At 72.3% G+C, this 23,732-nt stretch carries 18 protein-coding genes and 1 tRNA gene; 11 read left to right on the top strand and 8 right to left on the bottom strand.

The genetic code is table 11. The features are described 5' to 3' along the window. The first annotated feature begins 86 nt into the window (after nt 1-86). Nucleotides 87-2,636, top strand: a complete 2,550-nt coding sequence (locus ACIPJI_RS03260; protein WP_402244183.1) for a M14 family zinc carboxypeptidase — start codon at nt 87-89, stop codon at nt 2,634-2,636. A gap of 70 nt (nt 2,637-2,706) precedes the next feature. Here the strand turns inward: ACIPJI_RS03260 and ACIPJI_RS03255 are convergent, their stop codons facing one another. Beyond that, on the bottom strand, nt 2,707-3,129 hold the full coding sequence (locus tag ACIPJI_RS03255; protein WP_005318068.1) for an organic hydroperoxide resistance protein: 423 nt from the start codon (nt 3,127-3,129) through the stop codon (nt 2,707-2,709). A gap of 75 nt (nt 3,130-3,204) precedes the next feature. Then, a complete protein-coding gene (locus ACIPJI_RS03250) occupies nt 3,205-4,224 on the bottom strand; it encodes an NADP-dependent oxidoreductase (protein WP_307706289.1) in 1,020 nt (339 codons plus the stop codon). Between the two features lie 90 nt (nt 4,225-4,314). Between ACIPJI_RS03250 and ACIPJI_RS03245 the strand changes: the two genes are divergently transcribed. Beyond that, nucleotides 4,315-4,770 carry a MarR family transcriptional regulator gene (locus tag ACIPJI_RS03245; protein WP_356620876.1) on the top strand — a complete coding sequence of 152 codons (456 nt, stop codon included), beginning with the start codon at nt 4,315-4,317 and terminating at the stop codon, nt 4,768-4,770. A 99-nt stretch (nt 4,771-4,869) separates the two neighbouring features. Here ACIPJI_RS03245 and ACIPJI_RS03240 read toward each other — a convergent pair whose 3' ends face one another. After that, nucleotides 4,870-5,613 (bottom strand): hypothetical protein, encoded by a 744-nt coding sequence (locus tag ACIPJI_RS03240; RefSeq protein ID WP_356620877.1) that lies wholly within the window; start codon nt 5,611-5,613, stop codon nt 4,870-4,872. Nucleotides 5,614-5,744: 131 nt separating this feature from the next. On the opposite strand from ACIPJI_RS03240, the gene ACIPJI_RS03235 reads away from it, so the two are divergent. From ACIPJI_RS03235 to ACIPJI_RS03215, 5 genes are all read left to right on the top strand, one after another. Continuing rightward, a complete protein-coding gene (locus ACIPJI_RS03235) occupies nt 5,745-6,305 on the top strand; it encodes a hypothetical protein (RefSeq protein WP_307706292.1) in 561 nt (186 codons plus the stop codon). Nucleotides 6,306-6,411: 106 nt separating this feature from the next. Continuing rightward, nucleotides 6,412-7,455, top strand: coding sequence for a rod shape-determining protein (locus tag ACIPJI_RS03230; protein WP_402244180.1), 1,044 nt, complete (start codon nt 6,412-6,414; stop codon nt 7,453-7,455). A 181-nt stretch (nt 7,456-7,636) separates the two neighbouring features. Continuing rightward, entirely contained in the window at nt 7,637-9,058 is a 1,422-nt protein-coding gene (locus ACIPJI_RS03225; protein WP_402244730.1) for a GAF domain-containing protein, read from the top strand. Nucleotides 9,059-9,442: 384 nt separating this feature from the next. Then, nucleotides 9,443-10,888, top strand: a complete 1,446-nt coding sequence (locus ACIPJI_RS03220) for an acyl-CoA synthetase (protein ID WP_402244178.1) — start codon at nt 9,443-9,445, stop codon at nt 10,886-10,888. Further along, nucleotides 10,881-12,227: a carboxyl transferase domain-containing protein gene (locus tag ACIPJI_RS03215; protein ID WP_402244177.1), complete on the top strand. Its 1,347-nt coding sequence runs from the start codon at nt 10,881-10,883 to the stop codon at nt 12,225-12,227. The genes ACIPJI_RS03220 and ACIPJI_RS03215 overlap by 8 nt, the downstream gene beginning before the upstream one ends. A gap of 52 nt (nt 12,228-12,279) precedes the next feature. On the opposite strand, the gene ACIPJI_RS03210 is transcribed toward ACIPJI_RS03215, so the two are convergent. Then, entirely contained in the window at nt 12,280-15,969 is a 3,690-nt protein-coding gene (locus ACIPJI_RS03210) for a S8 family serine peptidase (RefSeq protein ID WP_402244175.1), read from the bottom strand. 262 nt (nt 15,970-16,231) lie between these two features. Between ACIPJI_RS03210 and ACIPJI_RS03205 the strand changes: the two genes are divergently transcribed. Beyond that, the gene (locus tag ACIPJI_RS03205) at nt 16,232-17,020 is read left to right on the top strand and encodes a VOC family protein (protein WP_307706297.1); all 789 of its coding nucleotides are present in this window, start codon (nt 16,232-16,234) and stop codon (nt 17,018-17,020) included. On the opposite strand, the gene ACIPJI_RS03200 is transcribed toward ACIPJI_RS03205, so the two are convergent. Next, a complete protein-coding gene (locus tag ACIPJI_RS03200) occupies nt 17,013-18,971 on the bottom strand; it encodes a ricin-type beta-trefoil lectin domain protein (protein ID WP_402244174.1) in 1,959 nt (652 codons plus the stop codon). The genes ACIPJI_RS03205 and ACIPJI_RS03200 overlap by 8 nt on opposite strands. A gap of 499 nt (nt 18,972-19,470) precedes the next feature. Between ACIPJI_RS03200 and ACIPJI_RS03195 the strand changes: the two genes are divergently transcribed. Together ACIPJI_RS03195 and ACIPJI_RS03190 are read left to right on the top strand one after the other, a co-directional pair. Next, on the top strand, nt 19,471-19,887 hold the full coding sequence (locus ACIPJI_RS03195; protein WP_356620884.1) for a VOC family protein: 417 nt from the start codon (nt 19,471-19,473) through the stop codon (nt 19,885-19,887). 94 nt (nt 19,888-19,981) lie between these two features. Further along, nucleotides 19,982-20,665, top strand: a complete 684-nt coding sequence (locus ACIPJI_RS03190; RefSeq protein ID WP_402244172.1) for a histone deacetylase — start codon at nt 19,982-19,984, stop codon at nt 20,663-20,665. Nucleotides 20,666-20,734: 69 nt separating this feature from the next. On the opposite strand, the gene ACIPJI_RS03185 is transcribed toward ACIPJI_RS03190, so the two are convergent. From ACIPJI_RS03185 to ACIPJI_RS03175, 3 genes are all read right to left on the bottom strand, one after another. After that, a tRNA-Ile gene (locus tag ACIPJI_RS03185) sits at nt 20,735-20,825 on the bottom strand. A 178-nt stretch (nt 20,826-21,003) separates the two neighbouring features. After that, entirely contained in the window at nt 21,004-22,635 is a 1,632-nt protein-coding gene (xerC, locus tag ACIPJI_RS03180; protein ID WP_402244170.1) for a tyrosine recombinase XerC, read from the bottom strand. Between the two features lie 67 nt (nt 22,636-22,702). Beyond that, nucleotides 22,703-23,284, bottom strand: coding sequence for a helix-turn-helix domain-containing protein (locus ACIPJI_RS03175; RefSeq protein ID WP_402244168.1), 582 nt, complete (start codon nt 23,282-23,284; stop codon nt 22,703-22,705). 102 nt (nt 23,285-23,386) lie between these two features. Between ACIPJI_RS03175 and ACIPJI_RS03170 the strand changes: the two genes are divergently transcribed. Then, nucleotides 23,387-23,641: a DNA-binding protein gene (locus ACIPJI_RS03170; protein WP_402244166.1), complete on the top strand. Its 255-nt coding sequence runs from the start codon at nt 23,387-23,389 to the stop codon at nt 23,639-23,641. Nucleotides 23,642-23,732: the final 91 nt, after the last annotated feature.

Genomic DNA, 23,732 nt, shown 5'->3' with positions numbered 1-23,732 from the left:
GCCTCTTGTTGTTCGGCAGCCGAACCGGTAGACCGTGCGTACTGATCTTGTGACGATTCCTTCCGACACACGGAGGCTCGAAGCGCATGGGCTCACCCCGCCCCGTACTGATCACCGCAACCCTCGCCGCGGCACTTGCCGGCGCGCTGCTCGCGCCGCTGCCGGGCGCCGTGGCCGCTCCCGCGGAGGACCGGCCCCGGCCGCACCCCGTGAGAGAAGGAAGCCGCGACGCGCCCACGGCGGCGGCCAGGGCGCCGCTCTCCGCGACCGCCGGCGCGCTCACCGACGAGACCCGCGATCTCACCGGTGAGGGCGGGTATCCGCGAAGGACCGAACTCGAGGCCCCGCCGGAGAACCCGGCCGACAAGTCGATAAAATTGGGTCTCGCGCCCTATCACTCCCTCGCCCCGCGACTCAACGCCCTTCAGGCACTGGGCGATCGGGTCAGCGTCGAGGTCGCCGGCCGCTCGGCCGGCGGTCACGAGCTGTACCTCGTCACCGTCACCGCACCGGAGAGCGCCGCCCAGGCGCGCGACCAGGAGCGGATGCGGGAGCGCATCGAGAACGCGCCCGCCGCCGCGGCCAAGGACCGGCACATCAAGGCGCACTACAAGACGCCGGTGTTCATCAACAACAACATCCACGGCAACGAGTGGGAGGGCACGGACGCCGCCCTGAAGCTCATCGAGGAACTGGCGAAGGCCAAGGACGCGAAGACCGCAGACCTGCTCGCGAAGAACCGCGTCTACCTGAACGTCACGGCCAACCCGGACGGCAGGATCGCCGGGACCCGCGCCAACTCCGGCGGCTTCGACCTCAACCGCGACTTCATCACCGCCACGCAGCCCGAGACACGGGCGATCCGGCAGATCGCGATCGACAAGCAGCCTGCCGTGATGCTCGACCTGCACGGATACGTCAACGGCACACTGATCGAGCCGACCACCCCGCCGCACGGCGAGAACTACGAGTACGACCTGTTCCTGAAGAACTCCTACGCGAACGCGCTCGGGATGGAGAAGGCCGTCAACGGCCTCGGCTACACGGCGGAGAAGGACGGTGTGCGTCCCGCCGTGATCCCGTTCCGGGACCAGGAGGAGGGCTGGGACGACTGGCCGCCCATCTTCACCCCGCAGTACATGCCCTTCCAGGGGGCTGTCGCCTCGCACACCATCGAGTTCCCGCTGGTCGTCAACAACAACGCGTACAACACGCTGCCGGTCGAGGAGCTGCGCCGCAGGGCCGCGATCAACACCGACATCGCGGGCGCGACGATGCGCGCGACGCTCGACTACACGCACACGCACCGCGCCTCGGTCCTGGCCGACCAGATCGAGACGTTCCGCAGGGGCGCGGCGGGCGAGCCGCAGCGGCCCGTCTCCGAGGAGACCGTCCCGGGTGTGCCGGGCATCGGCCCCGAGGACGTCTACACTGCGAAGTTCCCGAGGGCGTACGTCGTTCCCGCCGGGCGTTCGCAGCGGTCGGCGACCGCGGCTGCCCGGCTCGTCGACCATCTGGTCGCCAACGACGTCCGGGTGGAGCGGGCACTCACCGCCTTCCGGCTGGCGGGCCGTACATACCCCGCCGGGTCGTACATCGTCGACATGCGCCAGCCCAAGCGCGGTATCGCCAATGTGATCCTGGCCGACGGCCGCGACATCAGCGCGGACGTCGGAGCCATGTACGACATCTCGGGCTGGAGCCTCGGCCTGCTGTGGGGCGCGGACGTGGACGCCGCCACCTCCGGCGAGCTGCGGGTCCGCACCCGTACGGTCCACGCCGCGGCACCCACGGGATACGTCGCCCCACGCGGCGACCTGCGACTGCGCCTGGACGACCCCAAGGAGCTGGCCGCTCTCAACTCCCTGCTGAAGCAGGGGGTCGAGGTCCGGCGTGCCACCGACGGCTCGGCGATCGTGCCGGGCTCGGCGCGTGGCCGGGCGGCCGTACTCGCGGACCGGCTGGGCGTGGCGTTCCACGCCACGCGGGAGAAGGGCACGGCAGCGCTGGAGCGGACCAGGGTCGCCGCGGCCACAACGGCGGGCGAGCTGTTCGCGCTGCGTGAGATGGGCTTCGACGTGGTGCCGGTCTCGACGGCGGTGCTGAACGCGGGCTTCGACTGGTCGACGGCCGATGTGCTGTACGTGTCGTCCGGGCTGAACCACGCGAAGCTGACCCCCGCCGCCCGCGCCGCGTTCGAGGCGAGCGGCGTCGGTGTGGTCGGGCTCGGTGAGCAGGGTGCGGCGTTCAACGAGGCGGCGTCGCTCCTCGACGTCACGGCGGTGGCGGGCAACGGCGACGCCAACGGTGTGGTGCGGGTGCGGAACGCGGGCGGTCCCATCACGGGCGGCGCCCCGGCGCACACGTTCGTCTACTCGCCGATGTGGTTCACCGGGGCGGGCGCCGGAGTGCGGGTCGACCAGTCGTACGCCACGGGCAACCCGCTGGTGTCCGGGCACTGGCGCCCCACGGAGAAGGGCACAGGCGGGCCGGGCGACGCCGCGGGCCACGCGGCTGTGGTCTCCGGGACGTCGTCGGCCGGCACGCCGGTGGCGCTGTTCGGCACGGAGCCGATGTTCCGGGCGCACCCGAAGGGTGTCTTCCCGCAGATCGGCCGGGCGCTGCTGTCCCGCTGATCTCCCCTCACGGGCCGCAGGGCCGCACCCCGGACGGGGTGCGGCCCTGCGTCGCGCTCGGCGCCGCCGGTCAGACCGCGAGGTCGACCGTGATGTTGCCGCGGGTCGCCTTGGAGTACGGGCAGACCTGGTGGGCCTTCTCGAGAAGGTCCTTGGCGGTGGCGGCGTCCACGTTCGGGATGGTCGCGGAGATCTTGACGATGATGCCGAAGCCGTCGTCGTTCTTCCCGATACCGACCTCGGCGGTGACCGTCGAGCCGGAGATGTCCGCCTTCTCCTGGCGGGCGACGACACCGAGGGCCCCTTGGAAGCAGGCGCTGTACCCGGCGGCGAAGAGCTGCTCCGGGTTGGTGCCGGCACCGCTGCCGCCCATCTCCTTGGGCGGGTTGACCACGACGTCGAGCGTGCCGTCGTGCGTGGCGACACGGCCGTCCCGGCCGTTCTCCGCCGTGGCCACCGCGGTGTAGAGCACGTCGGACTGCTGGATGGACATGAAATCTTCCTCCTGCTGGTTCGCCGCGACTCGCGCCCACGATCGCGACGGCTGGGCAAGAGCCTAACGGGTGAATCAGCCGGCGAGAGAAACGATCATCTTGCCGGTGTTCTCACCACGGAGCAGACCGACGAAGGCCTCGTAGCCGTTCTCGATGCCCTCGACGACGGTCTCGTTGTACTTGAGCTCACCGGAGGCGATCCAGCCCGCCACGTCCTGGACGAACTGCGGCTGGAGCGCGGTGTGGTCGTTGACCAGCATGCCTTGGAGGCGCAGCCGCTTGCCGATGACGAGCGCGAGGTTGCGCGGGCCGGGGGTCGGCTCGGTGTCGTTGTACTGGGCGATCATTCCGCAGATGGTCGCTCGGCCGCCGACGTTGAAGGACGAGATCGCCGCCTCGAGGTGCTCGCCGCCGACGTTGTCGAAGTAGACGTCGATGCCGTCGGGGGCGGCCTCCTTCAGCTGTGCGGCCACGGGGCCGTTCTTGTAGTTGAAGGCGGCGTCGAAGCCGTACTCCTCGACGAGGAGCTTGACCTTCTCGTCCGAGCCGGCCGAGCCTATGACGCGCGAGGCGCCCTTGATCCGGGCCATCTGGCCGACCTGGCCACCGACGGCACCCGCGGCGCCGGAGACGAACACGGCGTCGCCCTCCTTGAAGGACGCGACATCGAACAGGCCCGCGTAGGCCGTCAGGCCGGTCATGCCGAGCACGCCGAGGTAGGCGGAGAGCGGTGCGAGCGAGGCGTCGACCTTGGTGGCGTGCTTGGCGGGCACCTCTGCGTACTCCCGCCAGCCGAGGCCGTGCAGCACGTGGTCGCCGACGGCGAAGCCCTCCGCGTTCGAGGCGACGACCTCGCCGACCGCGCCGCCGTCCATGGGCCGGTCGAGCTGGAAGGGCGGGACGTACGACTTCACGTCGTTCATCCGGCCGCGCATGTAGGGGTCGACGGAGAAGTGGAGGTTCCGCACGAGGATGCGGCCTTCCCCGGGTTCGGTGACGGGCGCGTCGCGCAGCGCGAAGTCCTCGGCCTTGGGCCAGCCGTGCGGGCGGGCGACAAGGTGCCATTCACGGCCGGACGCGGGAAGTGCGGACATGCTGCGTTCCTCCTAGAAAAGCTTCATTACCTGAAACAACCATGCGCCTGAATATTTCAGGTTGTCAAGTATCGGGTTATTCTGATGTGCATGGCCGCCCAGCGAACAGATCCCCTGACCCTCGAGGTCGTCGAGCTCATCGGCACCGTCGTGGCGCGTTACCACGAGGAGTACGAGCAGGCCGCTGCCGAGCACTCCCTCACGGGGGCGCAGGCCCGTGTGCTGGGGCTGCTTTCCATGGAGCCCACTCCCATGCGCCGCATCGCCCAGAAGCTGAGGTGCGAGCCGTCGAACGTGACGGGGATCGTGGACCGGCTCGAGGCGCGCGGCCTGGTCGAGCGCCGCCCCGACCCGGCGGACCGCAGGGTGAAGATCGCCGCGGCCACACAGGAGGGCCGCAGCACGGCACGCCGGCTGCGGGACTCGCTGGACTTCGCGCGCGAGCCGCTGGCGCAGCTGACGGCGGTCGAGCGTTCGGTGCTGCGGGACCTGCTCAGACGAATGCTGGGCGAGGACGTGTCAGAGCCGCCCGCCGCCGGTTCCTGAAGCCCCCGGGCCGCCCGGCACCCGGCAGGCCCCTTGGCGCACCGGCGGCAGACCTGGTACGCCCCAGACCTGGACGCACCAGGCCCGGGCGCCCCGGACCTAGACGCACCAGAACAGAAAACGGCTGCACGTCTCGCTCGGCGTCGGCTCCGGAGGCGGCGGCGGGTCCTGCTGTCCCGGCTCCTCGGGATCGTCCGGGCCCGAAGAGGCCCCTTCCGTGCTCCCGGGCTCCTCGGTGCTCCCGGGATCCCCGGAGGACGACGCCGAAGGGGAAGCGTCGCCGCTCGGCCCGGCCTCCGACGGCTCGCCGCTCCCGGCGTCCGAGCCCGTACGGCCCGAGCCGTCGCCGTCGGCGTCGCCACCGCCGCCCGCCCGGGACTTCCCCGGTCGCGGCGAGGACGACTTCGTGACGGCCGGCTCCTTCACATGGCCGGGGGCGTCCGGCGACTCGTCGGAGGCCGTCGGGTCCGGTATCTCCGACTCGACGACCGGATCCTCCTTGACCGCCGTCGCCGCGCCGTCGTCGCCGGAGTCCTCCATGGCCAGCTCCGCCAGGCTCAGCGCCCCGGCCGCCAGCACGAGGCCGAGCGTCCCGAGCACCACCTTGCGACCGCGCCGCTTCCGGGCACGGCGGCCCGCGGGCTTGCGCCGCGACGGGGCCTGGCGGCGCGAACGGCGCGGCCCGGTGCTGTCCGCGGGCTCGGTCACCACGTCCAGTTCGTAGACGTGGTCGGGCTCGGGAGCACGGGGGCTGTGGTGGCGGAGCTCCTCGACCGGTGTGCCGCACCCGGCACAGGCCAGGGCGCCGTTGAGATGCCGTCCGCACGGGTGGCAGTAATCCATGGCGCCCGCAGATTATTCGGCGACCGGGCACCAGCGGTGGGTCAGCCTGTGCAGATCTTGTGTGGAAAGCTCGATTCCGCGGCGAGCCCACTCGCCGCGGTTGACGCGGCCGACCGGGCAGGATGTCGGTCATGACCCCTGACGCCCGCTTCGGACCGCTCGACTTCCAACTGGTGCTGCTGCGCCGGATGGCCGACTTCCAGCCGGGTCTCGCGGAGGACGCACGGCACACCCTGGGCGCGTCGCTCGCGCAGCAGCGCGAGGCCAATCGGCGCTGGCAGGCGATGCTGCGCGCGCGGGGTTCGCGCGGCGCGCTGTCGCGCTACCGCTCGGTGCTCGGCGAACCCGAACAGGTCGTCCGGCGGCGGATCGGCGACCTGGAGTGCGACGCCCTGCTGTGGCCCCTGCCGCTCTGGCCGGACCTGCGCTTCGAGGTACTGGCCGCCGGCAACGGCGCGGTGTGGAACGAGTGGCTGGTGCGGGCGCCGGGAGCGGCCGGCCCGGAACTGCGCACCGCGGACGACCTGGTGCCCTGGTCGTGCACCGTCGACGAGGTGGCGAAGGCCTTCTGGCCGGCCCGCCCCATGGAGGGCTCCGCGCCGACCAGATGGCGGCTCTCGTTCACCCTGCCCGGTGGCGAGATGCGCGTCGCCGAGTTCACCTGGGGCCTGCTGCAACGCCTCGTGGACTGATCTGTCGGCCCGTCAGCCAGGTACCCCCGACCGGCGCAGCCCAGCGCGCGCCCCGCCCGCGGCGATCGCACGATGCGAACACGTACCGCACTCGGGAGGACCCGCCGTGACCGTCAGCCTTGAGCAGTTGCGCCGTTGCCATGTGGCAGTCGACCTGGGCGCCGCCAGAACCCGCGTCTTCGTCAAGGGTGTCGGCCTTGTCGTCGACGAACCGAGCGTCGCCGCCGTGAACACCCGTACGGGCGCGCTGATCGCGGTCGGTGAGCTCGCGGAGAAGATGACCGGCCGCACACCGGGCTACATCCGTGTCGCGCGCCCCGTCTCCGGCGGCACCGTCGTCGACATCGACATGGCCCAGCGGATGCTGCGTCATCTGCTCGGGGAGAAGCTCCGACGGCAGCTGCGCCGCAAGCCCCGGCTCCGCGCGGCCGCCAGCACCCCGCACGACAGCGACCCGCTCGCCCAGCGCGCCACGGTCGAGACGCTGGTCGGCCTCGGCGCCCGCCGGGTCGAGCTGGTGGACACCCTGATCGCGGCGGCCGTAGGCTGCGGCCTCCCGGTGGAGCAGCCGAGCGCGACCATGATCATGGTGTGCGGCGCCGCGACGACACAGATCGCCGTCCTGTCCCTCGGCTCGATCGTCACCGCCACGCGTATCCCCATCGGCGGCAACGCCATCGACCATGCGGTGATCCAGCACCTGCGCCACCGGCACGAGCTGATGCTGCCCACCCAGTCCGTACGGCCGCTCCAGGTCGCCCTGCACGGCAGCGGCCTCTCGCCGCAGGGCCCGGAGGTGACGGAGATCCACGGCCGGGACGTCGCCACGGGCCTCGCCCGCTCCGTCCGCGTCGACACGGCCGCCGTGCGGGAGGCCATCCACACCCCGCTCACCTCGGTGCTCGACGGGATCGGCAAGGTGCTGCGGAACTGCCCGCCGGACCTTGTCGCCGACCTCGTCGACCGCGGCATCATGATGGTCGGCGGCAGCGCGCTGCTGCCGGGTCTGGACCAGATGCTGCACAACGCCACCGGGATGACGGTCACCATCGCGGAAAGCCCCGACACCTGCACGGTGCTGGGGCTCGGCGCGTTGATCGAGGGCCGGATCCAGCCCTTGGACCTCGATTCGCCCGCAACGACCGACTGAGACCGGCGCTGGAGACGGGACGGTGACCACCGGCCCGGAGGACCCCGGGGCCGGACCGGGTACCGGCGGGCCCAGCGCCCCGGTCGGACCCCACGCGAGCGGACCGGACACGCCGGGCGGCACCGGCCGCCCGGGGCAGCGGCCTGCCGGGGCGCCGCGGCTCGCGGCGCTCCTCGAGGCGGTGACCGGCATCGGCACCGACCTCGATCTGCGCAGCACCCTCCAGCAGATCGTGGACACCGCCGCCGTACTGACCGGTGCGCACCGCGCATCCCTGGGCGTGGCCGACCCCGAGCGGGGCGGCACCGAACGGTTCACGGCCACGGCGGGCGGCGCGAGGCAGCGGCCCCGGCCGGCAGGCGGCCCTCCCCCGCCCGTGGACGCAGCCTCGGCGGGCGCCGAGGCGCTGCGCATCCCGATCAGGGGGGACACGGAGATGTTCGGCGACCTGCGCCTGACCCCGCAGGACGGCGGCACGTTCACCGAGGAGGACCTGGCCCTGCTGCGGGTACTCGCGGCGCAGGCCGGTATCGCCATCGGAAACGCCCGGCTGCACGAAACGGCCCGCCAGCGGGAGCGCTGGATCGAGGGCGCCGTGGCCGTCACCGACGCGCTGCTCACCGGCGAAAGCGCCGACGACGCGCTGATGACCGTGGCCGAGCAGGCACGCGATCTCGCGAACGCCGCCGCCGGCGTGGTGCTCCAGCCCACCCGGGAGGGCGGCATGGAGATCGTCACGGCCTCAACCCTGGACGACCCGCGGGACATCGTCGGCACGACCATCCCGCCCGGTTCGCCGGTGCTCGCCCAACTCCTCTGCGGAGAACCGGTGTTCATCGACGATGCGGCCACCGACCCCCGGATGACCACCCCTGTCCGTAGTCGTTTCGGGCCGAGCGTGATGCTGCCGCTGCAGAGCGGCGGGCGGCTGATCGGCACCCTGGCGCTGCCGCGGCGGCGGGGCAGCCGCCCGTACACCGGTCCGGAACGGCTGCTGGTCACCCAGTTCGCCTCGCAGGCCGCACTCGCGCTGGTGCTCGCGGACGCCCGGCACAACCGCGAGCAGCTCGCCGTGTACGAGGACCGGGACCGGATCGCCCGGGATCTGCACGACCTGGTCGTCCAGCGGCTGTTCGCCACCGAGATGATGCTCGAGTCGACGCGCCGGCGGGCCGAGGCCGGGGCGACGGACCGGTTGCTGAGCCAGGCCGTCGACGAGCTCGACTCGACCATCCAGGAGGTCCGGACCACGATCTTCGCCCTCCAGCAGCCGTCCGCCGACGCGCCGACGACGTTCAGGGGCCAGGTGCTGCGCGAGACCCGCGGGGCGGCCGTGCCGCTCCGCGTGCTGCCGTCGGTGCACTTCAGCGGCGCCGTCGACACCCTGGTGCAGGAGCCGGTGGACCGTGAGCTGCTGGCGGCCCTGCGCGGCGCTCTGGCCGCCGCGCACCGCAGGAGCGACGTCTCGTCCATCGACGTGCACGTCGACGCGACGGTGCGGCTGCCGGATGGGCGGCAGGGTGTACGGCTGACGGTGACGGACGACGGCCTGGACGACGAGGGCAGCAGGGGTACGACGCTGACCTGGCATCGCCCGCTGTAGTGCGCCCCCTGCAGCGGAGCGGCGTGGGTCCGGCCCGCCGGCAGCCTCGCCGCCCCCGTCCGGGCCGGGCGCTGTGGTGCGGGGCCCGCCCAGAAGCGGGCCGGCGTTGCGGGCGCCGGGAGCCTCGCCGAGCACGGTCCGGGCGCCGCGAAGCCCCGTCGGGCGGCGACGGCCGTCACCGCCCGGCCGGCCTCCCCCGTGGACACCGGCCGGGCGGCCGTGATCCCCCGCCGGACGTCGCCGATCCTGCCGGACTCGAGGGACCCGGCGCATCGTTCCCTGGAGGGAGCCACCTGCCCGGCGGCTCCTCCGCGTGGGGGAGACAATGGCCGTCCCGGGAAAACCCGCCGGGTGCGGCATGCGACGACACCAGGAGGCCGACGAGTGAGTTCCCTCTTCCCAGCGCTGGCGGCGACCGCCACCGGCACCGACCGGGTCGCCCTCCGGTTCGGGGAACGGTCGCTGACCTACGGGCAGTTGCGGGACGCCGCGGGCGCCCTCGCGCTACGGATCGACGGGGCGGAGCGGGTCGCGCTGTGGGCCGGCCCCACCCTCGAGACCGCGGTCGGCGTGGTGGCGGCACTGCTGGCCGGCGTGCCGGTCGTGCCGTTGAACCCGCGGACCGGTGAGCGGGAACTGGCGCACATCGTGGCGGACAGCGGACCCACCGCGGTACTCACCGCCCCCGACGACCAACTGCCCACGGCCCTCCAGCTGTTGAGGCGCATCGACATCACGGTGACGGGCACGGCGGGCAAGCTGCCCCCGGAGCCGGCGGCCGAATCGCCCGCGCTCATCGTCTACACCTCCGGCACCACCGGCCCGCCCAAGGGCGCGGTGCTGCCCCGGCGGGCGGTCGCCGCCTCGCTCGACGCGTTGCAGGACGCCTGGCAGTGGAGCTCCGACGACGTCCTGGTGCACGCTCTGCCGCTGTTCCATGTGCACGGGCTGATCCTCGGCGTCCTCGGACCGCTGCGCCGCGGCGGCGAGGTGCGCCATCTGGGCCGCTTCAGCCCAAAGGGCGTGGCACGGGAGCTGGCCTCGGGCGGCACGATGCTCTTCGGCGTGCCCACGATGTACCACCGGCTCGCGGAGGCGCTCGACGGCGACGCCGAGCTGACGAAGGCGCTGGCCGGCGCGCGGCTGCTGGTCTCCGGTTCGGCCGCCCTGCCGCTGCCCGACCACGCCCGCATCGCCGAGGCGACAGGCCGCCGGGTGATCGAGCGGTACGGGATGACGGAGACCCTCATGAACACCAGCGTCCGCGTCGACGGCGAGGCCCGGCCGGGCACCGTCGGCGTACCGCTGCGCGGCGTGGAGCTGCGGCTGGTGGACGAGGACGGCACGGAGATCGCCGCGCGCGACGGCGAGACGATCGGCGAGATCCAGGTGCGCGGCGACAACCTGTTCACCGAGTACCTGAACCGGCCCGACGCCACGGCCGCCGCCTTCGACGGGGACTGGTTCCGCACCGGCGACATGGCCGTGCGCGAACCGGACGGCTACGTGCGCATCGTCGGCAGGAGGACCACCGACCTGATCAAGAGCGGCGGTTACAAGATCGGCGCGGGCGAGATCGAGAACGTGCTGCTGGATCATCCGGCCGTCCGCGAGGCCGCGGTGACCGGCGAGCCCGACGCGGACCTGGGTGAGCGGGTGGTCGCCTGGATCGTCGCCGCCGACCCGGCGGACCCTCCGTCGGCCGAGGAGCTGACCGGCCACGTCGCCTCCCAGCTCGCCCCGCACAAGCGGCCACGGGTGGTCCGGTTCCTCGACGTCCTGCCGCGCAACGACATGGGCAAGATCATGAAGCGGGCTCTCCATGGCTGAGCGTGTGTCCGCCCGCGAGGCGATCGCCCTGGTCAGCGACGGCTTCACCGAGCAGGAGCTCGCCGACCTGCCCGACGGGGGTGACGGCCCGCTCGGCTGGGAGGGCTACGGAGCGCAGCGCGACCGCGCCTCACGCCGGACCGGCTCGGCGGAGTCCGTCGTCTACGGCACGGCGCTGGTCGGCGGCACCGAATGCGTACTGATCTCCTTCGAGTTCGGCTTCCTGGGCGGTTCGCTGAGCGAGCGGGCCGGGGACCGGCTGGAGGCCGCGTACGAGCTGGCCCGGGAACGCCGGCTGCCGCTCGTCTCGCTGATCGCGACCGGCGGAAGCCGGATGCAGGAGGGGATGATCGCGCTCGGCCAGCTCCAGCGGGTCGCCCGCGCGTCGGTGCTGCTGCGGGAGGCCGGCGTGGCGCACATCGCCGTGCTCCGCGATCCGACGACCGGCGGTGGCTGGGCCACGCTCGGCGCGGGCGCCGACGTGATCCTCGCGCTGCCCGGCGCGCAGGTCGGCTTCGCCGGCTCGCGGGTGCGTCCGGCGGACGCGGACCCGGCCGCGTACACGGCGGAGGGTCAGCTCGCGGCGGGCCAGATCGACGCCGTCGTCCCTCCCGGCTCCCTGCGCGACACGCTCGCGTTCTGGGTGAAGGCGCTTCCCCCGGCGGCCCTGGCCGGGGGACCAGAGCCCGTGGACCCGCCGCGGGCGCTGGGGGCCGGCGGGGAGCCGTCGCGCACCGGATGGGACGCCGTACGGCAGGCGCGCGGCGCGGACAGGCCACGGGCCGAGGCGTACCTCGACGACTACTTCACGCGCCGCGAGCCGCTGCGCGGCGACCGGTGCGGCGGCGAGGACCCGGGCATGCTCTGCGGGGTGGGGCTGCGGGACGGGCGCCCTGTCCTGTACGTCGCCCAGGGCGGAAGTGCGACCAGGCCCGCCGGTTATCGCACCGCCGCCCGGGTCGTGAGGCTCGCCGACCGGCTGGGGCTGCCGGTGCTGACGCTGATCGACACCCCGGGCGCCGCCAACGACGCGGAGGCGGAACGCTCCGGCGCCGGCGCGGCCATCGCCGAGCTGTTCACAGCGGTCGCCGCCGCGCGGACACCGCTGACCAGCCTGCTCATCGGCGAGGGCGGCTCGGGGGGCGCGCTGGCGCTGGCCGCGCCGGGAAACACCTGGGCCACGCCGGCGAGTTACTTCTCCGTCATCGCACCGGAGCTCGCCGCCGCGATCCTCAAGCGCTCCCCCGACCAGGTGCCGCACCTCGCGGACCAGCTGCGCCTGCGCCCCGAGGACCTCGTCGAACTGGGCGTCGTACGGGGCGTCGTGGGCCCCGGGTGACGGTGGGAGGCCCGGTACGGAGCACGTACCGGGCCTCCCCTTTGCCGGCGGGCTACTTCACACCCACCGCACGGATGATCTCCTGCTGCACCGAGCCGCCCTTGTCGTCCTTCGCGGAGGCCCGGACCGAGATGTACTGCGCGTCCGCCGGGACCCGGACCGTGCCCTCCCAGGCGGCGGACCTGCCCCGGGCGCCGTCGAGTTCCACGGCTGTCCAGGTCTTCCCGTCGTCGAACGACACCTCCAGCGACCCGCCGCCGATCCGGCCGGTGTCCGCCGCCCCCTTGACGTACTCGGCGAAGATCCCGAGACCGAGGCGCTTGCCGGCCCGGACGTCACCGCGCAGGTCGGTGTCGACGTCGAAGCCGAGGTTGAGCATCGGCAGGACGGTCCGCCGGTCGGCCGGCGTCTCGGCGGAGCGGACGGTCCACTCGGTGTGGCCCTTCGTCGCCAGCCGCCACCGTCCGGCGTCCAGGGTGGTGTCGGTGACGACCTTGTAGGTCTTCTCCGCCGGGTCGGCGCCCCAGGCGTAGGCGCCCGAGCTCATCCTGCGGTCCACCAGCTCTCCGTCCGCGTACACCTCGGTGAACTGCGTCATCGACTCATCGCTCCAGACGTCGCCGAAGCCGGTGTGGTCGGGGCCGGAGTCGCCCCAGCCGGGGGTGTTGAACTCGAGGTTGTTGCCGGTCCGCGTCTGTCCCCAGCCGAGTCCGGTGCCCAGCCACGGATGCAGCACCGGCTTGAACCAGTTGAGCTCGGACCGGCTGCCGCCCTGGTGGACGGGGGTGCCGCTGCGCTGCTCGAGGGCGCCGGGGCCGTTGGTGACGGACTCGTGCCAGCGCTGGCCGGGACCGGTGCTGACGTAGTCGGTGCGCTCGACGGGGAAGGCGATCTTCTCGGGGAAGCCGAAGCCGACGGGGAAGGTGTCGGTGATCGAGTAGCGGAACTCGCCGCCGTCCGCGGGCTTCGCCGCGTGGAACCTGCTGTCGAGCACGGCCAGCTCACGCTTGCCGGGCCGGTAAACGAGGTCGCGGTCCGGTACGGCGCCGGGGTGGCCCTCCGAGAGGTCGTACACGTACGGCGTGTACCGCGTGCCGGTCAGTTCGAGGCGCTGGTGACGGCGGGCCGCCTCCCGCAGACGGACGCCGTCCGCGGCGTCGACGGTGGCGACGTGCAGCGGCCGGTCCTCATAGCTCTGCGTACCGAACCAGGCCATCAGCCGGCCGGGCTCGTCGTCGGTGACGAACAGGGCCTTCGCCCCCGCGTCCTGGGCGTTCTGGGCGAGCTGCGCGGGGCTGACCGCGCCCGTGTGGTGGACGACGACCGCCTTGCCGCGGACGTCCTTGCCCGCGTAGTCGGCCGTGGCTCCCGCGCCCGCGTCGACGATGTCCAGCCGCTGCTTCCCGTCGAGGACGGCCGTGCCGGCCTGGACCCGGCTTCCGCCGAGCAGCCTGCCGCCCGCGGTGACGTCGAGCATGGGCTTGCCGAGGCGCCAGACGGTCCGGTACTCGAACGAGCCGGTCGCAGGCTCGGTGGTGGGCGCCGCGAAGACGCTGTCGTACACGGGCGGGACCTGCACCGCGCCGCCGTAGGAGACGCCGTTCGCGTCGCGCTCGAACTCCATCAGCAGCTGGCGGGTCTCCGTCCGCCTGCCGACGTCGGCGCGCACCTCCCGCAGCGTCCGCCCGTCGAGGGTGATCTCGCGGTCCCGGTCGAGGGTGATCTCGGGGTCCGTGAGGAATCCGAGGCCGAGGGAGTCCTTGCCGTTGCCGCCGCGTACGTCGAGGAACGAGGAGACGGTGTACGTGCCCGGGGCCAGCCGCAGTTCGAGGGTGCCGGACTCGCCGACCGTCGCCGGGAACGGGTCGTTGCCCTTCTCCAGCTTCTGCACACCGAGGTGGGCCGCTGTCGCGGCGCCGTCACGGTCGAGGACGCGGACGGTGAGCGTGTAGCGCTCCTCCTCCTTCACCAGCCCGACGGCGGTGTGGGCGACGGTGCGCTCCCCGTCCTTCGCGACGATGCGGGCGGAGGTGTTGCCGACGGGCGCGCCGGTACCGTCGCCGGTCACGGACGTCTGCGCCGTGCCGTGCGCGGGCACGGTGAGGGTGGTGTCGGCGAGGGAGAACACCCCGGCCGGGGCGTTCTCGACGGCGAGGTCCAGGGTGACGGGGGCGTCGGAGTGGTTGGTGTACGTGACCGTCTTCGTGACGGGCCCGTTCTCCTCGTACGGCCAGCGGAAGAAGCCGAGGCCCGCGCTGCCGGTCGCGGTGACCTTCGCGCCGACCGCGTCCGGGACGTCGAGCCTGCCGGCGCCGAGCGCGTAGGCGGAGGCGTCGAGCCGCTCGGACGTGCTCATCAGCGCGTCCTTGAGCTGCTGTCCGCTCCAGTCGGGGTGCTTCTGCGCGAGCAGGGCGGCGACGCCCGCGACATGCGGCGTGGCCATCGAGGTGCCGCTCATCGCGGTGTACGGGCCCTCGCCGACGGTGAGCTGCGAGCGTGCGGCGAGGATGTCCACGCCGGGCGCGGACAGGTCGGGCTTGAGCGCGTTGTCGCCGAAGCGCGGGCCCTGGCTGGTGAAGTAGGCGGCCTCGTCCGCCGCGTCGACGGCGCCGATGGTGAGCGCGGCGTCGGCGGCACCGGGTGATCCGATGGAGCCGGGGGTGCCGCTGTTGCCCGCGGCGACGACGAACAGCGCGCCGGTCTCCTCGGAGAGCGTGTCGAGGGCCTGCGCCATCGGGTCGGTGCCGTCGCTGCCCTGCTGCGAACCGAGGCTCATCGACACGATCTTGGCGTCGACGTCCTTGGCGGCCCATTCCATACCGGCGATGATCTGCGACTCGCTGCCGCTGCCCTCGTCGCTGAGCACCTTGCCGACGGCGAGGTCCGCGCCCGGGGCGACGCCCTTCTCCTGGCCGCCGGACGAGGCGCCGCTGCCGCCGACGGTGGACGACACATGGGTGCCGTGGCCGTTGCGGTCGGCGACCTCCTCGCCCTCGATGAAGCTCCTGGACTCCGTGACGCGGTCCTTGAGGTCGGGGTGCCCGGCGTCGACGCCGGTGTCGAGGACGGCGACCTTGACGCCCTTGCCGGTGAGCCCGGCCTCCCATGCCGTGGGGGTGCCTATCTGCGCGTTCGACTCGGCCATGTCGGCCTCGACCCGGCCGTCGAGCCACACCTTCGCGACGCCCGCGCCGAACGCCGACCGGGACTTCGCGGAGGTGACCGCACGCCAGAACTCGCCGGACGCCGCCGCCTCGACGGCAGCGCCGTTGACGCTCGGCAGCGCCCGGACGGTCCGGGCGCCACGGGCCTGCGTCCGCGGTGCGCCCTTCGCGTAGCTCACGATGAGCGGCAGACCGTCCTGGCCCGCGAGCCCCTGCTCGATGAGCCCGGTGACGTCGAAGAGCCTCTTGTCGAGCACGCCGGCGGCCAGGTAGGGACGCGCCTCGTCGGGCACGACGGTGACCCGCCCGTCCAAGATCTCGCTGCGCACGGCGCCCACGGCGCCCTCGGGCCGCTGCACGGCCACCGACTTCCGGCCGCCGCCGAGGTCCGTGACGGTCACCTTGTCGCCGGTGACCAGCGTGACGGTGTGCGCCGCCTGGGCGGTCCTGGCTGCGGTCCCCGCCGCGGCGTGGACCGGTTCACGGTCGGCGGCGACGGCCTGCCCGGCCGGGAGCAGGACGAGGGACACGCCGGCGGCGATCAGCCGGGCCCTGCGTCTCGCGGGTGCTCTGGTCATGAACGACTCTCCTCGGAACGCCCGGTGGAAGGGGTGGCTCCGGACGCTGCGAAGAGTCTCGGCGTGATCAAGGCGGTTGCGAACGGGACTCCGCTGGCGGGTAAGTGCCATGGCGGCGACCCGCCAGACGGCGCGCCGGAGCCGGGGCGTGGGGTACGACGGCGCCGGGTCGAGGGCGCCCGGCGCGCCCGACGGGCGGCCCGGCACGGGGGCGCATAGCGTGCGACGGGAGAGACCCGACGGGCAGGAAGGCTTGGAGACGATGGCAGCGCACCCCGAAGGCACGCCCTGCTGGGCCGACGCGATGTTCCCCGACGTGGAGGCCGCGAAGGGCTTCTACGGCGAGCTGCTGGGCTGGACCTTCGACGAGGGCTCGCCCGAGTTCGGCGGCTACACGCAGGCGTTCTCCGACGGCAAGGCCGTCGCGGCCGTCGTTCCCCGGATGCCGGGAACGGGCGGACCGCCGGCCTGGAACCTCTACTTCGCCACGTCCGACGTGGCGTCCGCCGCCGAGAGGATCCGCGACAACGGCGGCGCGCTGCTGATGGATCCGATGCCGGTCGGCTCCTTCGGCTCGATGGTCACGGCGGAGGAGCCCAGCGGTGTGTTCTTCAGCCTCTGGCAGCCGGACGCCCACACCGGGTTCGGGAAGACCGGCGAGCCCGGCTCGTACTGCTGGGCGGAGGTCACCACCAGGGACGTGGAGCGGGCCGACCACTTCTTCTGCTCCCTCTTCCCCTACGAGGCGAAGCGGATGCAGGAGGATTCGGTCGACTTCACCCTGTGGCATCTCGGCGGGGAACCCGTCGCGGGCCGGCTGCGGATGACGGACGACTTCCCGCCCGACCTCCACCCGTACGTCAACGTGTACTTCGGCGTGGAGGACTGCGACGCGGCGATCGACACGGTCACCAGGCTGGGCGGCACGCTGCAGCGGGGGCCGCTGGACAGCCCCTACGGACGGTACGCGTCGGTCCGTGACCCGCAGGGTGCCGCCTTCTCCGTCATCGACGTCACCACGACCGCCGGCGAGATGCCCCGGTTCACCTGACCCGGGGTCCGGAGGTGGCGGGCCCGGCGGGCGGGAGCGTCACGTTCCGGCTCACCACGGCGGTCACCAGAGGCGGAGGGCTCTGCTGCGCCCCCTGGTCCGGCGGCGGGTCGTTGACCCGCCGCAGACCGCCCTCCGCCGGTTCCTCCGCCTCGCCTCCCCGCACACCCTCCCGCACGGGGTCCCGCGCGCTCTCGGGGGCGACGCCGTGGCCGCCGCCGGAGCGTGCCCCCGGCTCACCGGGCGCGCCGTCGGCGCCGCGACCGGCGGGCGGTGCGGGACACGGCTCGCGGACGCACCCCTGGTCCGCCGCCGGCGGACCGTTGACCTCCTCCGCGTACGGTGCCGTCTGCCCCGTGCCCGACTGCTGCCGCGTCCCCACGGGCGAGGCGTTCGTCTGCCAGACCTGGGCGGGCGATTCGTCGCGGACCTTGACCACCACGTTCGCCCCCGGCTCCGTGGACGCGGGCACCATGGCCAGGCGGTCGTTCCACCGCGGGATCACCTGGCCCTGGATGGTCAGGTCGTAGCGGACGTCCACCGCGTCGGGGGCGGTCCGGCTGGTGCAGCCGTCCAGGACAACGATGCCATCGAGCCCGTGGGAGTTGAGGCAGAGCGCGGGGGCGGCGGAGCTGCGGAGCCGGCCGTCGCTCTCGTACACCCACTTCTGGGTGACCGCGGAGGAGCAGGCCGCCATGGTCACCTCCGTTCCGGCCTGCGGCGCGGGGGCGGTGATGTCGAGGCACAGTCCGGCCTCTGCGTTGCGCAGGCTGGTGGTCAGCGGAGCCGCCGGGTGGTTGGCCGAGGTGGCCGTCGGGTCGGGCGCGGGGGTGGAAGGCCCGGGTGTGCCGGCCCCGGATGCGGGCGGGGCGGTGCCGGTGACGGCGCCGCTGGGGACGGACGGGCCGGCCTGCCTGTCGTCGTCCTCCCAGAGGGCCGACGCCAGGGTGATGACGAGCAGTCCGGTCACGGCCGCCGCGGCCCCGACCGTCAGTGCTCCGGGCGCGATGCCGACCGCCGCGATACGCCGGCCTTTCAGGGCGAGGCTCCGCAGTGTGCGGGTCCCTCCGCCGCGTGAGTGCCGGCCGCTCCCCCTCGGGCCGCGGGGTCCGGGGCCGGCCGCGTCCTGCGCCGTCCCGGCCCTGCGCCGCCTCCCCGGCCGCGAGTCGAGATACGGCCCGGCCGCGCCACCGAGCAGCGCCTCCCCGAGCAGCACGCCCAGCCGCCCGCCGGACTGCCGGAGCTGGTCGGCGGCGAACCGGCAGTACGAGCATTCGGACAGATGCACCTGGATGTCGGGGATCAGGACCCCGCCCCGGCGCAGCGAGATGTCGAGCAGACGGTTGTAGTGACGGCATTCCGCGGTCGGCGCGTACTCCCGGTGGACCCGCACACAGGCCTGCCTGAACTGTTCGCGGGCCTGTTCGAGCTGGGCGGAGGCCACACGCGGATCAAGCCCCGACAAACCCGCCGGTATGGAAATGCCCTCGGCCTCGACCTCGGCATGCCAGAGGAGAACCTGAGCGGTCATCGGCATTACATGGAATGCCCGGGAGACCAACTGCCTGTTTTCTCCAGGGCCTTCCGGATTCATGAGTCCGGTCAGAACCGAGGCCACCGTCGGGTCGCCGGCCCACGCCTTGGCGATATGACGGACGGTCACCAGAAGATGGGGCCTCAGCGCACCGGCGGCCGCGTTGCGCGCCAGACTTTCCATCAGCTGCGCGAAAGCGGCGGTGGTCAGCATCGAAGCAGTTCTGTTCGAGGTCGCACAAATTGAGGCGTAGTCGAACACGGGCTGCCAGTGCCGGGCGAGCAGCGTGGCCATCGGCTGGACCTCAAGGCCCCCTCCACCGGCCTGCAGTGCGGCGGCGAGCTCCTCGTCGGAGACCCCGGGGGTGCGGCCGGGCTGCGAAGAAGGGGCGGTTCCGGGCGTGCGGGGATGTTGCATTGACGTCTTTCCATCCATGGCAATGCGGTGGGGGGTTGCTGTGCGGGACCGAAAGAAGTGCACCGATTGGTACATACCTTCGAGCGGGGTGGCTCGACGCTCTTTTGGAGTTGGCCACCGCAATGGAATTCGAACGGTTGATCTGAACAGTGCTGTTCGGTTGCGAGAGGGCTCACCCTTACACAACTCGCCTGCCAGTAACAAGAGTTCTGGAACCCCGACCATTCACAACGTGCCGGTCAAGACAACTTTCGGGCAGGGACACCGCTTTCTGGAACTTGAGTAAGTACAACAATGGAGAAGCATTCTGACGGCCGTGGTTGACGGAAGCGGCAATCACGTCCGGCGGCGGCCACGACCGCTGCCCGGCTCACAGCGGCCCAGGCGCCCGGATCAGCCGCTCATACACCGCCGTCGCCCGACCGCGTGTGGCGGCAAAAAGCGGGACCGGGGCAATTACTCTGCGAGAAACCGACTTGCCCCACAAAAGGAGCGTCCAGTGCCATCTCGCCTCAACCCGTACATCAGCTTCGCCGGCAACGCGCGCGAGGCCCTGGAGTTCTACAAAAGCGTCCTCGGCGGGAACCTGCGCCTGAACACTTACGCGGACATCGGCGGCGAGACCTCACCCGCCGATGCCGACAAGATCATGCACGGCATGCTCGAGACCGAGCGCGGCTTCACGCTGATGGGAGCCGACACCCCGCCCGGGATGGAGCACCAGCCCGGCAACAACTTCTCGATCAGCCTGAGCGGCGAGGACGCCGGCGAACTCCGCGGCTACTGGGAGAAGCTCTCCGCCGACGGCACGGTGAACGTCCCCCTCGAGAAGCAGATGTGGGGCGACACGTTCGGCATGTGCGTCGACCGGTTCGGCATCTCGTGGATGGTCAACATCAACGAGAGCCAGGGCTGACCCGGCCCTGCGCCCGGCGAGTGTGTGCGGCCGCCGCGGCCGCACACCACCCCGTAGCCTGGAACCGCCCAGACATCCGTCAGCGGAGTCGTCCGTGACCCTCGTCCACCGCCTCGCCACCGCGCCGGCAGCACCGACGCGCGGCGCGGAGCACATCTGGTACGCGTCGTACGGCTCGAACATGGACACCGGCCGGCTGCGGTACTACCTCACCGGCGGCCGGCCTCCCGGCGCGGCGCGGACCTACCCGGGCTGCCGTGACCGGCGCCCACCGGTGCGCTCCGCGCCGGTCGAGTTCCCGGGAACGCTGTACTTCGCGACCGAGTCGCCCGTATGGCAAGGCGGCCGGGCCTTCTACGACCCCACCGCCGACGGCATCGTCTGGGGCCGCGCCCACCTCGTCACCGTGCAGCAGTTCTCCGACATCGCCGCGCAGGAGATGTACGAATTCCCCGGCAAGGACCTCGACCTCGCGACGGTGCTCACCGACGGCAGGGCCGCCCTCGGTCCCGGCCGCTACGAGACGCTGGTCCTCCTCGGCCACCTCGAGGACATCCCGGTACTCACCTTCACCGCACCGTGGCGCCTGTCGGAAGTGACCTGGAACAAGCCCTCGGCCCCGTACCTGCTGCATCTGGCCCACGGGCTGTGCGCCGACGGCACCTGGGAACCCTCGGCCGTGGCCCGCTATCTGTCCCGGTGCCCGGGAGCGGCGAAGGCCTGGACACCGGGCGAGCTCACCACGCTGATCGAGGGGCTCGAGGGGCCGGAAGAGTGAACTCGCGGAGGATTCGGAAGGGATGTCGCGCGCCTCACGAGGAGGAGAGACGTTTCCCCTTACCTTCCTTGGGTGGGGCGGGTGGGACTCGAACCCACGGCCGACGGATTATGAGTCCCCTGCCTGGAGACTCCCTCTCGTGTCGGCTTGTGTCACCCCGTGTTGCCCACTGCCACAAGGTGCTGGTCACGGGCCCGATCAACACGGTACCGCTCCTGCACTCCTGTCGGCTCGTGCCGCCTCGTGACACCTCATTATGAAGCGTTCGGGCGAGCATCGGGCGAGCAGAGACCCGGCGCCACCTGGGGAAACGCACCCCGTCGGTGACCTCCACGAGCCTACTCGCCCGGAGGTGCGGAGGGGCCTTCTTCCCCCTCTGCGGGCGGCGCCGGCGCCTCCTCCACAGGTGGGTCCAGCGGCTTCCTGGCCCTGGGAACGAGCCCGGCCGCGCGCTCCGCGATCTCCTGGTCGACCTCCCGCAGCAGCGACGTGTACGTGTCGCCGGCGAGCTGGATGGACGAGTGCCGCAACGTCTCCTTGACCGCGTGGAGGTCCCCGCCGCCGCCGTGGATGAGGGTGGCCGCGCAGTGCCGGAGGTCCCGGAGATTGATCGGCGGCAGGCCGGCCCGCTGGTAGATCCGGCGGAACTCCTCGGAGACCTTCTCCGGGTGCAGCCACGCCCCGTCCACGTCCACGAACTCTTTGCCGGTCTCCACCCAGTCACGGGTGTCCTTGCCCTCCTCCCGATCCTTCGCGGCCTTCTCGTTCCATGCCTCCCGCTCCGCCGCCTTCCGGATGCGGTGCTCGCGCAGCACGGCCACGTTGAGGGAGTCCAGGGCGATCGTCGCGGCCGACCCGTCCGTCTTCGGGTCGTCCTCGAAGACCTGCCAGTTGTCCACCACGATCTCCTTCGAGATGGTGATGGCTCCGTTCTCCAGGTCCACGTTCCGCTCGTCCTGGCCGACGCCCTCGCCGCGGCGGAGCCCTCGGAACGCGATCAGGTGGAACAGCGCGTACAGGCGGGACTCCTCGGCGGTGTCCAGGAACTGGCCGATCTGGGTCGGCGTCCACACCATGACGGCGCTCGGCTTCTCGCCGGTCTTCCGCCAGTGCTCGACATGCCGGTCCAGCCACAGGACAGCCTTCGGCCGCTTGCCGGATTCCAGCTCCACCCACGCGGCCGGGTTGAACGTGATGAGCTGCCGTCGGATCGCCGCGTTGAGCGCGGTCCGCAGCGTGGCCCGGATGCGTTGCCTCGTGGCCGGCCCCGTGATGAGCCGGTACGGCGGCATGGCGGCCAACTTCTCCCGTTCCGCCGCGAGGCGCGCGGACTCCGCGGCCGGGGGCCGGGACGCCTTACCCCACTTGCAGCGGGCCTCCTGCTCCCGGCGCGCGGCGTTCTCGGCCGCGATGACCTCGTTCTGCTCGGTGATCGCGTCGAAGAACGCTTGCACGTGCGCGACGTTGAGCCGGTCCAGCCGGTAGTGGCCCAGCCCCGGCAGCAGGTGCACGCGGATGTGGGACCGGTATCCGCTGGTGGTGGTCCGCTTCGTCTTCTTCGACTCGACCCAGGTCTCCAGCCACTCCCCGACGGTCATGGAGACGTCCATGGGCACGCCGCCGGCGAGTCGCCGTTTCACGTCGGCGGTGTCCGGGATCGGCTCCCGGTCCCGCATCACGGCCACCAAGAGGTCGCCCACCCGGCGGGCCGCGTCCTCGTCGCTCTCCGCGAGGTCGAGGATCGCGCGGATCTTGTCCAGGTCGCTCTGGGCGTCCTTCACCTGGGCGTAACCGGTCCGCCGGAACGTCCGCCGGTTGCCCTTGTCGTCCGGCGGCAGCTCCTGCCGCAACTGGTGGTTTCCGTGCGCCCTCTTCGATAGCTGCGGACACTTCGTGCCCAGCCGTTTCCCTGCCTCGTCGCGGCACTCGCACCGCTTCGTGATGCCACCAGCACGCCGTGCTCCAGGCATGGCTATTCCTCCGTAGGACCAGGGCGCGCCCCGCGCCCGTACATGGCGGGCCACCCCCGCCGGGCACTCAGGCCGGCCGGTCCAGCCCGTCGAGCGGGGGCAGGACTAGGCCGCGGCGAGCGATCTCGTCGCGCAGCTCGTGGAGCTCGCGGGTCAGCTCCTCCGCGACCTCCCGGGCCGCGCCGGCCTCCGGGCCCCCCGGCTCCCCGTGCCATCGGTAGTCCGCGATGGCCTGCTCCCAGATCTGCTTGTAGAGCCGGCGGATCTGGGACTCCAGCCGACGGTGCCGACGCAGCAGGGTGAGGGCCCATTCCTCGTCGGCCTTCTCGCCGTTCCACCAGTCGGCGGCCTCCAGCGGTGTGGCCGTCTTGCCGGGCAGGTACTCCACCTCGGCCTCGTACCCGACGGGGAAGGCCAGCACGGTCGGCGGCACGCCCAGGGCAGCGGCCAGGATGACCACCTCGGCCATGCTGACGTTGCCCCGCCGCCCGTTCTCGATGTTGGAGATCACGGTCCGGGGCATGTCGGCCCCCAGGCCCTCGCACGCGTCGGACACCTGCTGCGCGCTCATGCCGCGCGCCGTGCGGTGCCGGCGCAGCTCCTGCGCAATGGTCTTGCTGAATCGGGTCGCCCAGTCCGGTTGCTCCACGATGACCCAAAGTACAGAGGCTGTTGTGCCGTATCAACCCATGTCGTACAGTGCGTCAGAAGGACACAGCAGAACCCGATTCCGACTCGGAGTTGCGCCGATATGACCCAGACAGCCGCGACCGCCCCGGCCCTGACCACCCGCGACCTCCTCGACCTGCCCCCGACCATCGACCTGGAGACCGCCGGCCGCGCCTTCGGGATCGGACGCACCACCGCTTACTCCCTCGCCCGCAACGGTCAGTTCCCGTGCAAGGTCATCCGCACCGGCCGGCTGTTCCGCGTCGTCACGGCCGACATGCATCGCGTTCTCCAGGTCTCCCCCTCGCCGGAGAGCGCCGCCGCGCCCGCCGCCTAACCCCCCAGGCAGCAGGCACACCACTGCCCCGGCACCAGTCACCTGGCCGCCGGGGCAGTGGTGTGTCCGGGCCCGGGTCAGCTGCCGCGTT

The organism is Streptomyces sp. NPDC086835 (genome assembly GCF_044745705.1).
GTDB lineage: Bacteria > Actinomycetota > Actinomycetes > Streptomycetales > Streptomycetaceae > Streptomyces.
This window is presented reverse-complemented; position numbering and strand designations above follow the sequence as displayed.

Coding starts and splice junctions, on each gene's coding strand:
- ACIPJI_RS03260 (WP_402244183.1), top strand. CDS start 87: ATGGGCTCACCCCGCCCCGTACTGATCACCGCAACCCTCGCCGCGGCA.
- ACIPJI_RS03255 (WP_005318068.1), bottom strand. CDS start 3,129: ATGTCCATCCAGCAGTCCGACGTGCTCTACACCGCGGTGGCCACGGCG.
- ACIPJI_RS03250 (WP_307706289.1), bottom strand. CDS start 4,224: ATGTCCGCACTTCCCGCGTCCGGCCGTGAATGGCACCTTGTCGCCCGC.
- ACIPJI_RS03245 (WP_356620876.1), top strand. CDS start 4,315: ATGGCCGCCCAGCGAACAGATCCCCTGACCCTCGAGGTCGTCGAGCTC.
- ACIPJI_RS03240 (WP_356620877.1), bottom strand. CDS start 5,613: ATGGATTACTGCCACCCGTGCGGACGGCATCTCAACGGCGCCCTGGCC.
- ACIPJI_RS03235 (WP_307706292.1), top strand. CDS start 5,745: ATGACCCCTGACGCCCGCTTCGGACCGCTCGACTTCCAACTGGTGCTG.
- ACIPJI_RS03215 (WP_402244177.1), top strand. CDS start 10,881: ATGGCTGAGCGTGTGTCCGCCCGCGAGGCGATCGCCCTGGTCAGCGAC.
- ACIPJI_RS03210 (WP_402244175.1), bottom strand. CDS start 15,969: ATGACCAGAGCACCCGCGAGACGCAGGGCCCGGCTGATCGCCGCCGGC.
- ACIPJI_RS03205 (WP_307706297.1), top strand. CDS start 16,232: ATGGCAGCGCACCCCGAAGGCACGCCCTGCTGGGCCGACGCGATGTTC.
- ACIPJI_RS03200 (WP_402244174.1), bottom strand. CDS start 18,971: ATGCAACATCCCCGCACGCCCGGAACCGCCCCTTCTTCGCAGCCCGGC.
- xerC (WP_402244170.1), bottom strand. CDS start 22,635: ATGCCTGGAGCACGGCGTGCTGGTGGCATCACGAAGCGGTGCGAGTGC.
- ACIPJI_RS03170 (WP_402244166.1), top strand. CDS start 23,387: ATGACCCAGACAGCCGCGACCGCCCCGGCCCTGACCACCCGCGACCTC.